The organism is Streptomyces sp. HB132 (assembly GCF_016909575.1).
In the GTDB taxonomy this organism is placed as follows: domain Bacteria; phylum Actinomycetota; class Actinomycetes; order Streptomycetales; family Streptomycetaceae; genus Streptomyces.
Genome location: NZ_JAFBGA010000005.1, coordinates 129,937 through 148,208, shown reverse-complemented (window position 1 = coordinate 148,208; position 18,272 = coordinate 129,937). Strand labels below are relative to the sequence as shown.

Below are 18,272 nucleotides of genomic sequence, written 5' to 3'. Positions count from 1 at the left end.
ACTCAATCCCTCCCGTCGAGGTCCTCGGACAGCAGCCCCGCGAGCTCCTCGACCGCGACCGGCGCCTCGTCGCCCACGGCCGACAGCACCAGCAGGTCGCCGTGCTGAGCCGCCAGGGCGAGTACCGACAGCATGCTCCGTGCGTCGACCGGGGCGCTGCCCTCGCGACCTACGGTGACGGCGACCGGCTGGCGCATGGCGGCCTGGACGAAGAGCGAGGCGGGACGGGCGTGCAGCCCGCTGCGGGAGCCGACGGAAACGGTGCGTTGATACACGGGGCACTCCTGTGTCATAGGGGGATCTGCGGTTCGGGACGGGACCGGCTCAGGCGGCCACGGCCACGCGGGATCCGTCGTCGGCGGGGGCATCGGAGTCCGGGGTGCGCCGCATGCCCTTGAGCGCGACGACGAGGGCGGTGGACACCGCGGTGCCGACGGCGATCGCGAGCAGGTAGAGCAACGGCTCACCGATGAGCGGGACGACGAACACGCCGCCGTGCGGGGCGCGGAGCGTACAGCCGAACGCCATGGACAGTGCGCCGGTGACGGCCCCTCCGGCCATCACGGAGGGGATCACCCGAAGGGGATCCGCCGCTGCGAAGGGAATCGCGCCCTCGGTGATGAACGAGGCGCCCAGCACCCACGCCGCCCGTCCGTTCTCCCGCTCGGTCCGGGTGAACAGGCTGCGGCGCAGAGTCGTGGCGAGGGCCATCGCCAGCGGCGGGACCATACCGGCAGCCATCACGGCGGCCATGACCTTGAGGCTGCCCGGCGTCGGATCGGCCAGACCGCCGACGGCGAAGGCGTAGGCCACCTTGTTCAGCGGGCCGCCCATGTCGAAGCACATCATCAGGCCGAGGACGATGCCGAGGATGACCGCGTTGGAGCCCGAGAGCCCGTTCAGCCAGTCGGTGAGGGCGTTCTGGAGGGACGCGATCGGCTTGCCGACCACGATGAACATCAGGAAGCCCACCGCGATCGACGCGAGCAGGGGGATCACCAGCACCGGCATGATGCCGCGCAGTGTGGGATGCACCTTCACCCGCTGGATCGCCATCACCGCCGCGCCGGCGAGCAGACCCGCGACCAGGCCGCCGAGGAAGCCGGCATCGACGGTGAGCGCGATGGCGCCGCCGACGAAACCGGGGACGAGCGCCGGACGGTCTGCCATCCCGTAGGCGATGTACCCCGCCAGCACCGGGACCAGGAAGCCGAAGGCGGCGGTCCCGATCTGGTTGAGCAGAGCGGCCCAACTGGCCGCCTCGCCCCAGACGAAGTGGTCGGCAACCGACTTCGCGCTCGCGATCTCGTAGCCCCCGATGGCGAACGAGAGGGCGATGAGCAGGCCGCCGGCCGCGACGAACGGCACCATGTAGCTGACGCCGGACATCAGATACGTCCGCAGCCGGACACCGAAGTGTCCGGACGCCACCGCTGAACCGCCCGCACCGGCACCCGGTCCGTCGTGCTCGTCGGAAAAGCTGCTGGTCTCTCCCCGCTCGGCCTTGCGCCGGGCCTCGGCGATGAGCTCGGCCGGCCGGTTGATGCCGGCCTTCACGCCGGTGTCGACCACCGGCTTGCCGCCGAACCGTGCCTTCTCACGCACGTCGACGTCGTGCGCCCAGATGACCGCGTCCGCCGCCGCGATCACCGCCGGATCCAGCCGTTCGAAGCCGGCCGAGCCCTGCGTCTCGACGTGCAGCTCGACACCCTGTGCGCGTGCCGCGGCCTCCAGCGACTCCGCGGCCATGTAGGTGTGCGCGATGCCGGTAGGACAGGAGGTGACGGCGACGACACGGAAAGGCTCAACCGCCCCCGCCCCCGCGGTGGGCTCCTCCGGCTCCGGCACCGATTCGGGGATCTCCTCCCCGCGGATCATGGCCGCGGCGACTGCGGGATCGCCTTCGGTCCGCAGCGCACCGGTGAAGCCGGGGTCCATGAGCCGTCGTGCCAGGCTCGAGAGAATGGTCAAGTGGTCGTCGTCCGCGCCCGCGGGCGCGGCTATCAGGAAGACGAGATCCGCGGGGCCGTCGGCGGCGCCGAAGTCGATCCCCCTCGGGCTGCGGCCGAAGGCCAGCGTCGGCGCGGCGACATGCTCGCTCCGGCAGTGCGGAATACCGATGCCGCCGTCCAGCCCGGTCGGCATCTGGGCCTCACGGGCCGCGACATCGGCGATAAAGCCGTCGAGGTCGGTGACGCGGCCGGCCGCGACCATCAGTTGGGCCAGTGAACGGGCGGCCGCGCTCTTCGTCTCGGCGGACAGGTCGAGATCGACCAGTTCCGCGGTGATCAGCTCACTCATCGCGGTGCTCCTTGCTCGTGGACCGTCCTGGTGGACGGCGCGGGGGGACGGGGCCTCGTACGGTTGAACAGGGCGGGGGCGGTCATGAGGCCTGCTCCGCGAGGGGCAGGTCCACGGGGATGGTGTCGGTGCTGATCACCGATGCCGGATCGAGGTCGGCGGGCGTCGGCATGGCGCTTCCCGGCAGCTGTACGGCGGCGGCGCCGTGCGCCACCGCGGCGGACAACGCAGCGCGGCCCGCGCCCCCTGCGGAGAGGAATCCCGCGAGCGAGGCGTCACCCGCGCCGACATCGCTCCGGACCACGTCGACCCGCGCACCTGCGAAACAGGCTCCGGACTCCTCCACCAGCAGTTGTCCGACGGCACCCAGGCTGGCGAGCACCGAGCGTGCCCCGAGCCCGCACAGCTCCCGTGCCGCCTCGAGCGCGTCACCGACCGTCGCGAGCGGACGGCCCACGGCCTCGGCGAGCTCCTGTGTGTTCGGCTTGATCACGTCGGGGCGCTCACGCAACGCGGCGACGAGCGCGGCGCCGGAGGTGTCGAGAGCGATCCGGACGCCCGCTCGGTGACTGCCGGCGACGAGTTCGGCGTACCACTGCGGCGGCAGTCCACGCGGCAGGCTTCCGCAGCAGGCGATCCAGTCCGCTCCGGCCGACCGTGCCCGGACGGTGTCCAGCAGACGTTCGGCCTCGGCAGCGGTGATCTCCGGCCCTGCGGCGTTGACCTTGGTGAGCGTGCCGTCGGGTTCGACGAGGGTGATGTTGACGCGCGTGCTGCCGGCGATGGGTACCCCGACGGCCTCGATGCCGTGTTCCCCGAGCAGCTGCGCCAGCAACGCGCCCTCCGGGCCGCCCAGCGGAGCGACGGCCACGGTGCGGTGCCCGGCGGCGGCGACCGCGCGGGAGACGTTGACTCCCTTGCCGCCGGGATCGACCCGGTCGGCAGCGGCCCGCAGAACGGCTCCCCGGCTGAGTCCCGGCAGTTCGTACGTGCGGTCCAGGCTCGGATTGGGAGTGACGGTCAGGATCATGCGCGTACCACTTCCGTGCCCAGGCTCTCGATGGCCCGGGCGTCCTCGGGGCTCAGCCCCGTATCGGTGATCAGCAGGTCGACGTGGGAGAGATCTCCGAAGCGTGCGAAGTGCTCCTGGCCGAACTTGCCCGAGTCGGCGAGGAGCACCACTCTGCGGGCGGCCGCGATCACCGCCCGCTTCACCGCTGCCTCGGCCAGATCGGGGGTGGTCAAACCGCCCGTGGGAGAGAAACCGTTCGTGGCGAGGAAGACGACATCGGCGTTGATCTCCGCGTAGGCGCTAAGAGCCCACGCGTCGACCGCCGCGCGGGTACGGTGGCGGACCCTGCCGCCGACCAGATGCAACGCGATCGCCGGATGATCGCAGAGGCGTGCGGCCACCGGCAGGGCATGGGTGACCACGGTGAGGTTCGAGTCGATGGGAACGGCAGCCGACAGCCTGACGGTCGTCGTCCCCGCGTCGATGATGACGTTGCCCTCCGCCGGGAGTTCACTCAGCGCGGCGGCTGCGATGCGCTCCTTCTCGTCGGCCGCAACGGTGTCGCGCTCGGCGAGATCCGGCTCGAAACCGAGCGGCCCGGCCGGAATCGCCCCGCCGTGCACCCTGCGGAGGAGCCCCGCACGGTCAAGGGCTTTGAGGTCACGCCGTACCGTCTCCGCGGTCACCTGGAACTGCTCGGCCAGGGACAGTACGTCGACGCGCCCGCTCTCGCCGGCGATGCGGAGGATCTCCTGCTGCCGCTCCGGTGCGTACATGTGGTTACGTATCCGTTTCGTGCCCGAGTCTGTGGATTCACGGGCAGACTACGGTTACGCGTCCGGAAAGTAAACACATTCGGGCGTGCGGTGGGCATGAACGGACTTCGGGGCTGATGCGTTACGGGTCGGATCGCCTCAGCCGGTGCCGCTGGACGGCGTCCGCGGGGCCAGCGGCCGTACCAGTAGGGGTGCCCCCAGGACCTGGTGGCCACCGCTCGCCTGCATCCGGACTTCGCCCCGCTCGCTGATCTCGGCCCGCACGATGCCGGTCTCGTCCTCGTAGACCGGATATCCACCGGCGCCGGAGCGTGCAGTGAGGTGTACGACGACCACGTCGTCCTCGGCGCCGCCGGCCTGGAATATGAGCTCGTACGTCTCCGGGTAATCCATCATCGACCTCCCGACCGGGCGGCAGGAGCCGCTCGCCCGTCACGTCCATTGTTTCCCACCGGGCCTCTTGGCGCTTCGCGGGCGGGGTCGGATGACCGTCGGTGATTGCGGATGCGGAATGGGTGGGGCGGGGCGACCATCATCTGCAAGGGATCGGACACGTGCTGTCGGCTTCGCACGGCCGCCCGTTACGCCGGGCGCCGACGCCGGCGCGATCGGACATCGTCGGTGCGGGGCCCACGGGCTCCCGGCCGCCCCGTGGAGAGGAACTGCCGTGCTGATGGCCAATCCCGCAACGCTGCGGAATCTCGTCAAGCGCTACGAGAATCTGCGAAGCACCCATGCACGGCTGGGCACGTGCGAGAGCAGCCGTCAACTCGAGGACATCTCATACACCCTCTGCGTCACGACCGGAACCAGGACCGTGCCCGACGCCCTGGCCGCCGCAGCGGCGCAGTTGCGGGGTGGTCCGTCGGCGGGATCGCTGGGCCCCGCGCCGGGTCCGGCCGAGGTGCAGCTGACCGCCTGACGCGGCACGCTCCGGTGAAGGGCGTCGGTTCCTCGGAACCGGCGCCCTTCACCCGTGTGGGCGGCCGCCGGGAGCGGGGCGTGCGACACGCCGAATGGGCGGACGCCGCCATCGAACGGGTGACACCCGCCGGTCGGACAACATGACTGATCGTGGACGCGGCTAGGCATGCAGGTATGAGATTTGAGTTCTGTCGAAACAAGACCGCTTCCCCGCGTGCCCGCAGGCTCCGTGTCACCGGCGGCGCACTGTGTGCCGCCGCACTTGCCGCCACACTCGTGACCGGCTGTGGTCAGGGCAGCGGTGACGATACGGCCGCGGAGACCTCTGAGGCTGCGAAGGTCCTTCCGAACCAGACGTCCAGCCCCTCCGAGAGCGTCTCGGGCAGCCCCTCCGAGACGGCGCAGCTGACCAAGGCCCAGGCCGATCGCAAGGAACTGCTGTCGACCGTCAAGGTCACTTTCGACAAGGCAGCCACGACGGCCGTCGGCGAGGTGTCCGGTGGCAAGCTCACCGACCTGGAACTCGAGGGTCTCGACGACGACACGACAGGCAGCCCCAGCCCGACCGGCAGCTCCAGCCCGACCGGTAGCTCCAGCCCGAGTGCCGAGGCGAGCGGGAGTCCGAGCGGGACGGGGAGCCCGAGCCCGAGCGGCAGCGGCGGCAGCCCCAAGTGGATCGCGGAGGTCGTAGAAGAGGACGGCACCGCACACGACGTGACCATCGACGCCGTGTCCGGCGAGGTCATCGATTCCGCTCCGGACGCCGACCAGAGCGATGCCGACAAGCAGCAACTGGCGGACCGGATCTCCCAGGCGACGCAGACCCCCGAGCAGGCCGCCAAGGTCGCCACGGACAAGCAGGACGGCTGGGTCACCTCGATCGCCCTCGACGAGAACGACAGCCAGGTCCTGGTCTGGCAGGTCGACGTGGTCTCCAAGGACTGGAACAAGACGACCTTCGACGTCGACGCGGCCAAGGGCACGATCACGGACGAGCAGGTCGACGACAACTGACCACGGTAACGAACGGACCCATCGGTGGCGGACCGCATCGCGGTGCGCCACCGATGTACGTTCCAGGGGCGCACGGGCCAGGTGGCGGCCGACGCGGCAGCCTGTACCCGCCGCATCAGGGAGGAAGCGCAGCCCCGGCCCTCCCGGCACAGTGATGGTGCCCGCCGCCACGAGACCCGTACGGGCCGGAACCGTCGTGCAGCCCGTGTCGTCCAGGGTGTTCGGCCCGGAGAGCGGTCGACCCGTTACTCCCGCGAAGGCCGGTGGGTGCACCTCGCGGAGCCCCGACGTGGCTGGTTCGCGCCCGCCGCACGCTCGGTGATCCGGTGACCGAGTCCGGCCGGGCCGTCCGGTCCGCCGAAGACCCTGACCTCTCGCTGCGCGTTTCCGTCCCCGCCCGTGAGGATGCGGAAGCGGTGCGTCCCCGCGCCTGCTCCGCGAGCAACTCGGCGTGCCGTGCGTCGGACCCGGCGAGGAGCCGTCCGTCCGGTGGTCTCACGGGGGAGCCGTCAGGGCGCCCGGAGCGCGCTACGGACCGCCGTTGTGCGGTATGTACAGTAACTTCGGCTCCTTTCGCGCGTTGTGCAGGTCGTGCCTTCCTCCTCTTCCAACTCGCCCTCCGCCGCGACCGCAACGCCAGTGCAGCCGAAGCCCTTCCTGCTGACACCCTGTCAGGGGCAAGCCGCTCGTGCCCTTCTGGCCTACGTCGCCTCGCTGCCGCTGAAGGGGGCCGACGCGCGGCTCCTCGCTGTCGTCGTCTCGATCAGGGCGGCCCGGAGCGGGATCGGTAACCTCACCGGCCAGGACGTGCGTTCCCTCCGTTTGGCGGACGCCGAGGGGGCGGTCACGGCCTTCGCCGCTCTGGGCTGGCAGGGACAGGGCGCCCTGCTCGGCGACGACCTCGTCACCCCGGTGGGCGTCACTGTGCCGGACCTCGGCGCTCAGCCCGACTCCCGGCTCCCCTTCGGCAAGGTGATGCGGTCCAAGGTGTCGGGCTGGACGACCCGGACCCTGGCCGCCAAGCCGGTGAAAAAGGCATCGTCTGCCGCGCGGCTGGCCGCGCTCTTCCTGGCGGCCCATGGGCCGGCCGACGAGCACGGGACGCTGCCCGCCTCCCTTCCCGACGACTGCCGGACCGCCCTGCCCGAGCTGCTCGCCAAGGGATTCCTGCGGGAGTTGGACAGCGACCGGTATCTGCTGGCAGAAGCCGTGCGGCACCTGGCGGGAATGCGCCCACTGCCCGACGCCGCGCCCGGTGCGAGCGACGAGCCGGATGAGGAACGTCCGACCTGGGGCGAGTGGAAAGACCGGGCGAGTGTGGCCCTGCGGCGGCACGTCGAAGCGGTTGAGAGCTGCCCCGAGTGTTCCCTGGCCACGGCCAGGGTGTCGGAGGCCTTCATGCGTACGGCGGTTCCCGCACAGTTCGACGAGAAAGTGCTCGAGGCGTACGGCGCCTGGGAGGCCAGGTACCCCGGCCAAGGGCCCGCTGCCGCGGAGTTCGCCATGGAGTTCCGCGCGGTGCACGGCCACGGCCCGTCCGTGAAGCAGCTCTGCAAGGGGATGGGCTGGGGAAAGATGTCGCGGGAACTGCGGATCCTCGTCATCCGCCGGCTGATCGCCGACGGGTGGCTGATGAACACCGGTCCCGTGCCGTGGACCCTGCGCCCGGGAAAGGCTGTAAGGACCGGTACGGCGGCCCCCGTCCCCGCAGCCGGACGCCCCGCTCAGTAGGCAGGGGTGCGTGACCGGCCCGCACACGCGGCGCCTGACGTCGCGTCCGCCGGTCCGGGATGTGGATGCGCTTCCTGCCGGAGGACGTCCCGCCTGGCCTGTGTGGCCGTTACGGTGTCGAACGAAGTGCGTCCGCAGGATTCAAGGGCGTTGCTGTGGGCATGTCAGGCGTAGCCGCGCGTGCCTTCCCCACAGCCACGCGCCCACCTGGAGGACGCAGTGAAACGCAGTGCATCGATCCGCAAGGCCGCGCTCGTCGTGACCAGCGCCATCGCGCTGGTCATCGCTACCGCGAGCAGTGCGCTCGCCGCCCCACCGGCCGCGCTTCCCGCGAACGCGGACGTGATGGAGCAGACCTTCCAACCGGCGTACGACTACGACACGGACGGCTGTTACCCCACGCCCGCGATCGGCCCGGACGGAACCGTTGCCGCCGGCCTCAATACCACCGGGGCCGTCAACGGCAGCTGCCGGGACGCCGTCGATCTGGACAACACCAACGGCTATTCCCGCTCCACATGCAACAACGGCTGGTGCGCGGTCATGTACGGGCTCTACTTCGAGAAGGACCAGGCGGTGGCCGGCAGCGGGCTCGGTGGGCACCGGCACGACTGGGAGCACGTGGTGGTGTGGGTCCAGAACAACCAAGCCCGCTTCGTGTCGACCTCGGCCCATGGTGACTTCGACGTCTACTCCAGCGAGCAGATCCGGTGGGACGGATCGCACCCGAAGATCGTTTACCACAAGGACGGGCCCGGCACGCACTGCTTCCGCCCCGCCAATACCGGCGACGAGCCTCCGGAGAACCACTACAGCCAGTGGCGGTTCCCCGCTCTCGTCGGCTGGAACGGCTACCCGGCCGGGCTGCGGGACAAGCTGGTCCAGGCGGACTTCGGCAGCGCAGTGTTCGGCCTCAAGGACGGCAACTTCGCGAGCCACCTGGAAAAGGCCCTGCCTGCCGGAATCCCGTTCGACCCCCGCGCCTGACATTCGGGGGGCGGGTCGGCGACGCCGCCCGCCCCCGCGGCGCGAGGGCGACGGGGGTCGTGAGCCCGCTCCGGCGGGATGTCAGCGGGCCGACAGCTCGGAAGGCGCCTCCTGGACGACCCATCCGTTGCCGTCCGGATCGGTGAAGGACATGAACGAGTTCCAGGTGTCGCCCCTGCCTTCCTCCCAGCCCGTCGCGCCCACATGACGAACCGGAGAGACTTCCACGCCCCGGCTCACCAGTTCCTCGCGTGCCGCCTCGATGTCCGTCACACAGATTTGCAGCCCATGCAGCGTGCCGGGCGCCATCACCTTCTCCCCGGGGAAGGGAGGCATCCCCTGGAGCATGGCGATGGAACACCGTGAGCCCGGAGGAGTCATCTGGATGATGCGCACACCAGGGGCGACCTCGTCGTCCAGATCCAGCTTGAAGTTCACCCTCTCGGTATAGAACGCTTTTGCACGGTCCATGTCGGTGACGGGGACCGGGATGACCTCAAGTGTCCAGTTCATGGGACCTCCTCAGCAGAGCCGGTGCGCCGACCGGTCGGATCGTCATCGGCGAAGCCGCGACGGCAGGGGCGCCGCGGCTTCGCCGATGAGGGTCCAACCGTTGCGCACGAGGGGCCCGCGGCGTGCTCCGCAACGCCAGTAAGGCCCGCACTTCGATCATTTGTCCCGCTGGCGGGCCCGTGACCAGGCCCCGAGAAACTGACACCGCGTCGTCAGCACGCCTCGCCGGGCCAGGTCGGCCCGCCGGGTGGCAGGAGGGTACCGACGTCGTCGGCGGGGTCTCCCTCTGTGGGCCCGGCCTCGGGCTTCGGCGCCCGGTCCGCGCGGAGGGCTCGGTCCGCACCCTCCGCGCGTCCGTCACCAGGACGCTTTCGATTGCCATTCGAGTGATGCGGTCGGGCGGCCTAGGTCGCTGCCTGGGTGCTGTCCCGGAAGCCACCCCAACCGTGCCAACGGTCGATCTCGATCCAGGCGTTGACCCGGCCGCGGTCGCGGTCCGCGTACGGCTGGCCGAGGTACTGCTGGGACAGCCGGTCGATGCCGACCAGACCCTCGTCGTCGCTCATCTCGACGACGTGCCCGATCAAGGTCACATGGGTGTACCAGTCGGAGTCGTCGAGCACGGTCAGGGTGACGCGTGGGTCCCTGCGGACGTGGTCGAGGCGCTTGCGGCCCTCGTCCATGTTGACCAGCACCCGGCCGTCGTCCCAGAGGTACCAGGTGGCCGTGGACACCGGCTGCCCGTCCGAGCGAAGTGTGGCGATCACCGCCGGATTGGGCTTGCGCAGCATAGCGACCGCGGCGTCGGGAAGCGGCGGCTTCGACATGTTCTCTCCTCTGTCTCGTGCTGCGCCCTCCCCGTGGCGGTGAACCACACCGGATGGATCGGAGGGCGCACCTCCACGCTGCCACACGAGGGGGGCGGCGTCCGGGACCGTCCCGGCGCCGCGCGTCCACGCTCGTCACGCGCCGGCTCGCGGGAGGGACTGTCGGTGGTGGCTGTGATGCTGGGGACATGGACGAACTGATGAGGCGCCGCGTCTACGGCGCCGACCACGACGATCCCGATCCGGGCCCCCGGCCCGGGCACGTCTACGTGGAACTGGTGGGAGGCCCGCTGGACGGGCTGCTTCTGGATGTGACCGGCTGGCCCGAAGAGCGCCTAGCCGTAGGGGCCGCGCTCGGTACGGAGCTGGGCAGATTCGGTGCGGGCGGACACACTGTGTACGGGCCCGTGGCGACCGACCCCAAGCGCTGGGCCTGGGAGGCGGACAGCCCGTGACCTGGGCGCGCCCTCACCCACCCGGAAGCCCCGATGCCGGGAAGGGCTAGGTCCAGCTGCTCGGCGTCCGCGAGGTCGGTGCAACTCCGTCGGTGCGGTTGTGCGTTCGTCGAGCATGGACGCGGAGTCGGGTTCGTGGAGCGCAGGCAGTTGCACCGTGGCCACGCGGACCCGGGCACCTCCGTGGAGTCGCCGTGCGGGCCCATCTCGGTCATCGCCCTCGTTATCATCGGCTCATGACCGTTGAGCCCTCGCAACCCGTTCCCCTGCGTGCTTCCGACGCGGACCGCGAAGCGGTGGTGGCCGAGTTGCAGGAGGCGGCGGCCGACGGCCGCATCGACCTCGACGAACTGGGCACGCGGCTGGAGGTGGCCCTGGCCGCCAGGACACACGCCGAACTGGCACCGCTCACCGCCGATCTGCTGCCGGTGCTGCCCCCGGCCCAGCCGCTGTTGGTCAAAGGCGGCATGGCCGGAGCGGTGCAGGACGGTGTCTGGCGCGTACCGGCACAGATCAGAGCGTTCGGCGGGCTCGGCGGCGTCAAGATCGACTTCACGCGGGTCGAGTGCCGACTGCGGGTGGTGGAGATCGAGGTGAGCGGCGGGGCAGGGGGTGTCGAGATCGTCGTCCCCGACGGTTGGGTGGTGGAAGCGGGGCAGGTGGATCCCGGCCTGGCCGGTCTGCGGAACAGGACGACCGCCGAGAGGCTGCCGGGCTCGCCCGTGATCCGCTTGACCGGCGACTGCGGGATGGGCGGTGTGACGATCCGTCACCCCAAGCGCGGTGAGCGCCGCAAGCTGCAGCGCGAGAGCCGTTGAGGGCGGGCGGGGGAGCTGGGCTCCCCGAGTGGAGTCCTCGGAGGCGTGCGGGCCTGTGATGTGCCCTACCACGCCGTTGGTCGACGCCCGGCCGAGAGCTCGTCAGCTTCGGATCGGGCCGCCCTGCCCCGTGTGACCGCGCCTTCGTCGGTCCCGCCGTGATGAGCGCCCGGGCACAGGTGTGCCATCTCGTGCAGCCAGCACCTGAAGTCCCCGGCGCAGGACGAAGCGGATCGACGTTCCATCGCCCGGACGGCCGTCCACGCCGGCCTTCCGCCGAAGCACGATCGCCCGACCCGGGCCCGCCCCGGGAGCCGGTGCCGCCGGCTTCCCTGCCACCGGCCCACGGGCGCCGATTCGGATGCCGGCCCCCAGGTCTGATCCAGACAGGCGGGGGCACACGTGTTCCATCGACAAAAGGAGCTACGTCATGCTGGGGATAGCCGCGGCAGTACTGTTCTTCATCGCTTTCCTGATCAACGCCGCTGATATTGCGACGAACGACATCTTCGCATCGACGAACGTCATGCTGATCGGCCTCATCCTGCTCGCCCTGCACGTGGCGGGCATCGGCAACGGGCGGCGAGTCGGCCGACGCTGACCGTCCCGATCCGCCCGGCCGGTCGCGACCGGACCGCCGGCCTGCCGCATGCCTTCGCCCCCCTCCCGGCGGGCCGGCGCCGGTCCGACCGCCGGGATCGAACTCAGCTGCGTGCGCCTGCTGCCCGGTGCTCAGGGTCCGCACGGCGCACGCAGTTGACTTGCTCGCGCCCGGGAAACGCGCGACCGTGTCGACCCCGCGGGCGGCGAGCCCTGCGTGCACAACCGGAGTGCGGACGCGGAACGGTCAGGCCAGGGAACGGCCTCGCACGATCCCTGGTTCGGTGTCGCCGAAAGGAATTCCAGGCGACGCCGATGATTCCGTACCGCGGCGGAAGTCTCTCCTGCGGCGTCCGGCCGGATGCCGTCCGCACCGGGCCCGATGCAGGGCAGGTTCGATACAGGAGACACTCCCGGATGACTGATTCGAGAACGGCCGCACACCGTGGACGCGGACAAGAGATCTGGCCGCTGATCCATTCCGAGCGAGCGGGGCTGGCGGCCGATCTCGCATCGCTGTCCGAGGAGCAGTGGTCCACGCCCTCGCTGTGCACTGAACTGACGGTGCGTGAGGCATTGGCCCATCTCACCGCCGGAGCAAGTCTCGACTCCGTGCGATGGCTGGCAGGTGTGCTCCGCTGCCGGTTCGACTTCGACAAGCAGGTGGCCATGCGCCTGGCCGAGCAGTTGGGCGCATCCCCGGGTGAGACGCTCGAGCGGTTCCGGCACGTCGTTCGGAGCACGACGAAGCCGCCGCTGCCCGTCATCGCCATGCTCGGGGAGACGATCGTGCACGGCGAGGACATCCGGCGCCCGTTGGGCATCCGCCGGGACTACCCGATGGCCACGGTCACGCAGGTCGCCGACCACTACCGCAGTTCGGACATGGTGGTCCTCGCCAAGGGACGCATCCGAGGCCTACGACTCGTGGCGTGTGACGGTCCCTTCACGACCGGTGCCGGCCCGCTGGTGTCCGGCACCACCCTGGCTCTCGTGATGGCGATGACCGGTCGCACGTCGTACCTGGACGATCTGGAAGGTGACGGAGTCGAGCTCCTCCGTCGACGTTGCGGAACGGCAACGGGCTGACGTGCTCAGCGTGGTCCACTGCGTCAGCCGCCCGGGCGGCACCAGCAGATGGCCTCGACGAAGACGTCCGACTTCGCGTGGCCCCCGGAACACGCACCCGGTCTCGACGAACCCGGCTCCGACAGCCGGGCGTGAGTTCGGCGTAGCGCGCGTCGACGGCGGCATCGACATCCGCTGTCGTGGGAATCGGCGAGGAACACTCAGGTACGCGCAGGAGGAATACTGCGTGCTCCATCGTGCAGGGCCCGTCCTGCCGTGGTCCACGCGCCCGTGGCGCGGGGGCTGTGGAACAGCCTGGCGTTCCGGCACGCCGACAGTGGGCCGGGCCGGGACGCCCAGCCTGGACGGCAGCCGGAACCCATCGCTGATTCACCGAAACGAATGAAATAGGGGCATGGCAGAGTACGAGATCACGACCGCCGGCATCCGTGAGATGGCTCGATTCCTGGAGTGGGCCGCCGAAGAACAGTGGAACCCGGGAAAGATGGACCATCTCCCCTTCCACGCGGCAGACCCGCGCGGCTTCCTCCTGGGCAAACTGGACGAAGACCCGGTCACCTCCATCTCCGCCGTGCGTTACGGGGCAGATTTCGGATTCATCGGGTTCTACATCGCACGGCCCCCGTTCCGTGGCCAGGGCTACGGGATCCAGGCGTGGCGGGCGGCCATGCAGCACCTGAACGGCAGGAGGGTGGGCCTGGACGGTGTCGTGGATCAGCAGGACAGCTACCGCAAGTCCGGTTTCCGCACAGCCTGGACCCACATGCGGTACGCGGGAGTGCCGGCCGGCGAGGTGCCGTCCGGAGACGTCACGGTGACCGACGCCGGCTCGGTTCCCTTCGGCACGCTCGCCTCCTACGACCGCCGCTTCTTTCCCGCCAGGCGCGACGCCTTCCTCTCCCTCTGGGTGGGCACGCCCGGTCACACGGCCCTTGTGGCACTCCAGGACGGTGAGCTGAAGGGCTTCGGGGTCGTGCGCCCGGCCGAGTCCGGTGCTCGTGTGGGTCCCCTGTACGCAGATTCGGACGACATCGCCCTCGCCCTGCTCAACAGTCTGGCGGCGGCTCAGCAGGGGGTGCCGCTGGCCATGGACGTGCCTGACGTGAACGTACCGGCGATCAGGCTGATGGAGCGGCTGGGCCTCGAACCGACCTTCGAGTGCGCCCGGATGTACACCGGGGACGCACCTGCCATCGACATGGCCGGCCTCTTCGCCGCGACCACCATCGAACTGGGATAGCGCCGAGCCGGCCTCTGCGCGACCGTCGGGCTGCCTCTCGCGCAGGCTCCGTGCCGAACGGGCGGCGGGCGACGTCACTCACGGGCGGGGGAGGAGGCCCACACTTTTTGCCCACTGCGCCGCCTGAAGCCGAGAGGCCGGCTCGGTGCACCGTCCGGACGGTGCGCTGCGGCCCACCCGCCGCCGTGGACTGCGGGCTACAGTTCGTCGGCCAACGCCCCGGCCAGCTCACGCCATTCGGTCCGCGGAAGGCCGCTGCCACCCTCGTCGGCGGTGAGGACCTGCAGCGCCACATGGTCGGCGCCGGCGTCGAAGAACTCCTGGGTCCGTGCCCTCACGCGTTCGGCGTCGCCCAGGGCGAACAGGGCATCCAGGAGACGGATGCTGCCACCGCCGGCGAAGTCGTCCTCGGTGAACCCGAGGCGCAACAAGTTGGCCGTGTAGTTCGGCAACTGCAGGTACAGGGCCAGCATGGCCCGCGCGGTGGTGCGGGCCCGGTCGGCGTCGGTGTCGAGGACGACCGACAGCTCCGGGGCGAGGAGCGCGTCGGGACCGAGTGCCGTACGTGCCTCCGCGGTGTGTTCGGCGGTGACGAGATAGGGGTGCGCGCCCAGCGCGCGGTCGGTGGCGAGTCGCAGCATCTTCGGCCCGAGCGCGGCGAGGACCCGGTGTCCGGACCCCACCGGCGGTGCCGCGGCGTCGAGTACGTCGAGATAGGTCACCATGGCGCTGTACGGCTTCGTGTACTGCGGCACCATCGGGCTGTGGCTGACGCCCAGGCCGAGTACGAACCGCCCGCGTGCGCTCGCGTCGATCGCGGCGACCCCCGCCGCCACCTCCTCGGCCGGATGGTCCCAGATGCTCAGGATTCCTGTGGCCACGGTGACCGCGCGGGTGGCGGCCACCACGGCTGCGGCGTCCTCCACCGACGGGCTGCCGCCGATCCAGAGCGTGCCGTACCTCAGCTCCTCGAGCTCGGCCGCCGCTTCCGCGATCGCGTGTCTACCCGCCTCGTCCGTTCGCGACCCGTGCAGGGCGCCGCTCCAGATGCCGATCCGTCCGAAAGTCCCACGCGTCTCAGAAGCCATGGTGACGTCAACATCGATGCGTGCCCGCTATTCCCCGCCGGGCGGGGTTCACCCGATCGCCGCCTCCCGTACGAGACCCCGCACCGAGGCACTCCGCCCTGCCCGGACGCTCGGACCGAGCCCTCGTCGGCCCCTGCGCGGTGTCGCCGATACCGCGCAGGATCATGCGTGCCTGGTCGCCCGGCCGCATCCGATGGACCGGGAGTCGGGCAGTGAGCCGTTCCGGGAGACCGCTCTCCGCGGCCGGTGGACGGATGCCGGCCGGGACTGATGCAGGCTGTCCGCGTCGCCGGAGATCCCGTCGGCGTCGTACGCGGACACGCACCACCTCTCGGAATGCTGTTCTCCCTACCGGGAGCAGGGCGCCGGTGAACGACATGATGTACCCGCATCACAGACTCACCGACCGGCAGACAGGCTCGTCCACCCGTGCCTCACAGCCCGCCTTCGCGTCACCCGTCCCTGAGGCCGGTCGCCCTCGGCGCGTCCGCAACACCTCCGTACGCACGTCCAAGGAGCCGCACATGAAGCTCGGCCTGCACCACGCGCTCACATCCGCAGTGGCTGCGACAGCCCTGGCTGCGACCGTCACGGCACCGGCTGCCGCCGTGACCACCGAGCCCCTCGACTACGTGGCTCTGGGGGACTCGTTCGCCGCCGCCCCGCTCGTACTGCCGGCAGACTCCTCGAATCCCTTGTGTCTGCGGTCCCTGGCGGACTACCCGCACAGGGCGGCCGAGGCTATGGGCGCCAGGCTCACCGACGTCAGCTGCTCCGCCGCGACGGTCGAGCACCTCAGTACCTCCCAGCACCCGGGTACCAAACCCCAGTTCGATGCCGTGACGGAGGATACCGATGTCGTCAGCATCACGATCGGCGGCAACGACACAGGACTTGTCGCCGCCGCGCTGGGATGCGTCAACCTGTTGCCCAAACCCGTCGGTACCAGTTGTGCGGCCAGGAACACGAAAGGCGGCGTCGACATCGTGAAGGCCGGCATCGACGCGTGGGTGCCTGAGTTCTCCGTCGTCCTGCACCGGATCCGGCAGCGGGCACCGCACGCCGAAGTGTTCGTCGTCGGCTACGGGAACTACATCCGCCCGGGCGGCTGCTTCCCCACCCAGCCCATCTGGGACGTCGACGCCGACTACGTCCAGGGCGCGGTCGACCACCTCAGCGCCGCACTGAGGGCGACGGCCCGGCAGCACGACGTGACCTTCGTGGACACCTACTCGCTCGGCGTAGGCCATGACTCGTGTGCGGCCCCCGCCGACCGGTACACCGAGGGCCTCGTCCCCACCCACACCGCAACCCCGCTGCATCCCAACGCGGGCGGGTCCAAGGCCATCGGCCGCGCACTCGCTGACGCCGTCCGCACCCGCACGAACGCCGGCTGAACCCGGAGTCATCATGACTCCGGCCTGTCGTGAAGCCCGGCCGCGGAGGAACTGGCAGGTCTGTGCACCGTGCGCGCAGGTGGTTGACCGACGGCCAGGGCGACGGGCGACGCGCTTGTGCGACCTTTCGGGAGGCACCCGTCCCCGGAGGCCCTCACCGTGCGCGGTGACCGATTCCCGGTCGAATGCAACTCACTCGCGTCGACGGTGGCCCTGTGGTCCGGCCGGCGAACCGGGACGAGTGCCGAACGCGCGATGACAATGCGACCGACGGAGCTTGCGGTGCTCACCCGCTCGGCCGCCGGGGCCGCAGTCCTGACGTCCGGCCACTTCACATGGCCCGGAGCGAGCCGGGCTGTCCGGAGGGCTCCACTGTTCCGCGCTGCAGCTACTCGGCGGGCGCCCCGGCTGTGACCGCGGCCGAGACGGGGCTGTAGTAGACGGAGCGTCCCTGCTTGGAGCGTTCCAGCAGCCCGTGCGCGACCCCTTGTTCCAGGGTGTTGCGCACCACGGCCACCTGCGTGGCGCGCTGCGGGTGAGCTTCGGTCAGGGCCGCGGTCACCTCGGCGGCGGACTTCGGCTCCCTCTGGTCCGCGAGGAATCCGGTGACCAGCGTGCGCCAGGTCGGCTCGCCGGCCCCCTTCGGGGCCGCGGTCACTCCGGCCGAGGTCTGCGCCTTCTGGCCGGTGCGGGTCCGGGGCTTCGCCCCCTCCACTCCCTTCCGGGATGCCGTCCTGCCCTTGGCGCGACGCGCGGCGGGTACGGACACCGCCGCCTTGCGGCCCTTGCCCTTGCCCTTGCCCGCGGCCGGCTTACCGGTACGTCCCAGTACCTCTTGCATCTTGACCAGGATCTGCTCACCCTCCTCAAGCTGGACGAGTTCGCCCTGCAGGCGGGTCAGCTCGGCGCGCGCCCGGTCCTGCTCACTTCGGTTCGCCTCAAGGTCATCTGTGATCCGTTGTGCGTAGTCTGCGCTGATGCCGGATGTAGGAGTGTTTTCGGACATGCAGTCCTCGTCTTTCGCCGTGTCTTGAATGCGTATGGCGGATGATGCTACCTACATCAACGAAAGTAGCGCCCAGTGGACACCGATTCACCCCGGACGCGGGCATGCGTTCGGAACGCGATCGCAAGGTGACTGTGCCTGTCACTTCCGGAGCGCCGTACCCAACACCATGATTTCTCCGGGATGTTGGCGCGAAAGTGTGCATCCGGAAGTGGGTGGCTCCCGCGCGGTGCGGAGGGCTCCCCACTGGTGCACGTGGCCCGTCGGAAGTGGTTCGTGCCCTTTCCGTCGAAGGTTTCACCGTTCACACATCTCTGTCCGGCTGGGCAGAAACCCTTGTACGGGGCAACCGACTTCGTCTCACCGCGCGGCGCAGCCGGTGGGTGGGCCGGGCGCACGGCGCCGATGGATGTGGTGCGCCGAGCCCGCCGGCCCCGGTGCGGTCCGCTGACAGGGCGAAAGCCTCCTACGGGTGAGTTCTCGCAGCTCAGAGG

Annotated in this window: 19 protein-coding genes; 10 read left to right on the top strand and 9 right to left on the bottom strand. The window is 70.3% G+C overall.

Annotated features, from left to right (window positions below; translation table 11 throughout):
• Positions 1–2 precede the first annotated feature (2 nt).
• From JOC24_RS14045 to JOC24_RS14025, 5 genes are all read right to left on the bottom strand, one after another.
• The gene (locus JOC24_RS14045) at positions 3–275 is read right to left on the bottom strand and encodes an HPr family phosphocarrier protein (protein ID WP_205020578.1); all 273 of its coding nucleotides are present in this window, start codon (positions 273–275) and stop codon (positions 3–5) included.
• Between the two features lie 49 nt (positions 276–324).
• Positions 325–2,301: a PTS fructose transporter subunit IIABC gene (locus tag JOC24_RS14040; RefSeq protein ID WP_205020577.1), complete on the bottom strand. Its 1,977-nt coding sequence runs from the start codon at positions 2,299–2,301 to the stop codon at positions 325–327.
• A gap of 82 nt (positions 2,302–2,383) precedes the next feature.
• Entirely contained in the window at positions 2,384–3,331 is a 948-nt protein-coding gene (pfkB, locus tag JOC24_RS14035; RefSeq protein ID WP_205020576.1) for a 1-phosphofructokinase, read from the bottom strand.
• Positions 3,328–4,089 (bottom strand): DeoR/GlpR family DNA-binding transcription regulator, encoded by a 762-nt coding sequence (locus JOC24_RS14030; RefSeq protein WP_205020575.1) that lies wholly within the window; start codon positions 4,087–4,089, stop codon positions 3,328–3,330. The genes pfkB and JOC24_RS14030 overlap by 4 nt, the downstream gene beginning before the upstream one ends.
• A gap of 138 nt (positions 4,090–4,227) precedes the next feature.
• Positions 4,228–4,482 carry a DUF6296 family protein gene (locus JOC24_RS14025; protein WP_205020849.1) on the bottom strand — a complete coding sequence of 85 codons (255 nt, stop codon included), beginning with the start codon at positions 4,480–4,482 and terminating at the stop codon, positions 4,228–4,230.
• A gap of 274 nt (positions 4,483–4,756) precedes the next feature.
• Here JOC24_RS14025 and JOC24_RS14020 point away from each other — a divergent pair, with 274 nt between their 5' ends.
• The 4 genes from JOC24_RS14020 to JOC24_RS14005 all read left to right on the top strand — a co-directional run bounded on the left by JOC24_RS14020 (position 4,757) and on the right by JOC24_RS14005 (position 8,745).
• Positions 4,757–5,011: a DUF5133 domain-containing protein gene (locus JOC24_RS14020; protein WP_205020574.1), complete on the top strand. Its 255-nt coding sequence runs from the start codon at positions 4,757–4,759 to the stop codon at positions 5,009–5,011.
• Between the two features lie 176 nt (positions 5,012–5,187).
• A complete protein-coding gene (locus JOC24_RS14015) occupies positions 5,188–6,027 on the top strand; it encodes a PepSY domain-containing protein (RefSeq protein ID WP_205020573.1) in 840 nt (279 codons plus the stop codon).
• Positions 6,028–6,666: 639 nt separating this feature from the next.
• Positions 6,667–7,758, top strand: a complete 1,092-nt coding sequence (locus tag JOC24_RS14010) for a hypothetical protein (RefSeq protein WP_307792694.1) — start codon at positions 6,667–6,669, stop codon at positions 7,756–7,758.
• A gap of 219 nt (positions 7,759–7,977) precedes the next feature.
• The gene (locus JOC24_RS14005; RefSeq protein WP_205020571.1) at positions 7,978–8,745 is read left to right on the top strand and encodes an NPP1 family protein; all 768 of its coding nucleotides are present in this window, start codon (positions 7,978–7,980) and stop codon (positions 8,743–8,745) included.
• Positions 8,746–8,826: 81 nt separating this feature from the next.
• On the opposite strand, the gene JOC24_RS14000 is transcribed toward JOC24_RS14005, so the two are convergent.
• On the bottom strand, positions 8,827–9,258 hold the full coding sequence (locus tag JOC24_RS14000) for a VOC family protein (RefSeq protein ID WP_205020570.1): 432 nt from the start codon (positions 9,256–9,258) through the stop codon (positions 8,827–8,829).
• 404 nt (positions 9,259–9,662) lie between these two features.
• The gene (locus JOC24_RS13995) at positions 9,663–10,085 is read right to left on the bottom strand and encodes a PPOX class F420-dependent oxidoreductase (RefSeq protein WP_205020569.1); all 423 of its coding nucleotides are present in this window, start codon (positions 10,083–10,085) and stop codon (positions 9,663–9,665) included.
• Between the two features lie 188 nt (positions 10,086–10,273).
• Between JOC24_RS13995 and JOC24_RS13990 the strand changes: the two genes are divergently transcribed.
• From JOC24_RS13990 to JOC24_RS13970, 5 genes are all read left to right on the top strand, one after another.
• Positions 10,274–10,540, top strand: a complete 267-nt coding sequence (locus JOC24_RS13990; RefSeq protein WP_205020568.1) for a hypothetical protein — start codon at positions 10,274–10,276, stop codon at positions 10,538–10,540.
• Positions 10,541–10,776: 236 nt separating this feature from the next.
• Positions 10,777–11,358 carry a DUF1707 SHOCT-like domain-containing protein gene (locus JOC24_RS13985; protein ID WP_205020567.1) on the top strand — a complete coding sequence of 194 codons (582 nt, stop codon included), beginning with the start codon at positions 10,777–10,779 and terminating at the stop codon, positions 11,356–11,358.
• Positions 11,359–11,788: 430 nt separating this feature from the next.
• Positions 11,789–11,959 carry a hypothetical protein gene (locus tag JOC24_RS13980; RefSeq protein ID WP_167359515.1) on the top strand — a complete coding sequence of 57 codons (171 nt, stop codon included), beginning with the start codon at positions 11,789–11,791 and terminating at the stop codon, positions 11,957–11,959.
• Between the two features lie 416 nt (positions 11,960–12,375).
• A complete protein-coding gene (locus JOC24_RS13975; protein WP_205020566.1) occupies positions 12,376–13,047 on the top strand; it encodes a maleylpyruvate isomerase family mycothiol-dependent enzyme in 672 nt (223 codons plus the stop codon).
• A 394-nt stretch (positions 13,048–13,441) separates the two neighbouring features.
• Positions 13,442–14,287 carry a GNAT family N-acetyltransferase gene (locus JOC24_RS13970; protein WP_205020565.1) on the top strand — a complete coding sequence of 282 codons (846 nt, stop codon included), beginning with the start codon at positions 13,442–13,444 and terminating at the stop codon, positions 14,285–14,287.
• A gap of 197 nt (positions 14,288–14,484) precedes the next feature.
• Here the strand turns inward: JOC24_RS13970 and JOC24_RS13965 are convergent, their stop codons facing one another.
• Positions 14,485–15,375, bottom strand: a complete 891-nt coding sequence (locus JOC24_RS13965) for a TIGR03620 family F420-dependent LLM class oxidoreductase (protein WP_205020564.1) — start codon at positions 15,373–15,375, stop codon at positions 14,485–14,487.
• Positions 15,376–15,899: 524 nt separating this feature from the next.
• Between JOC24_RS13965 and JOC24_RS13960 the strand changes: the two genes are divergently transcribed.
• A complete protein-coding gene (locus tag JOC24_RS13960; RefSeq protein WP_205020563.1) occupies positions 15,900–16,772 on the top strand; it encodes an SGNH/GDSL hydrolase family protein in 873 nt (290 codons plus the stop codon).
• A gap of 388 nt (positions 16,773–17,160) precedes the next feature.
• Here the strand turns inward: JOC24_RS13960 and JOC24_RS13955 are convergent, their stop codons facing one another.
• Positions 17,161–17,778, bottom strand: coding sequence for a hypothetical protein (locus tag JOC24_RS13955; RefSeq protein WP_205020562.1), 618 nt, complete (start codon positions 17,776–17,778; stop codon positions 17,161–17,163).
• Positions 17,779–18,272: the final 494 nt, after the last annotated feature.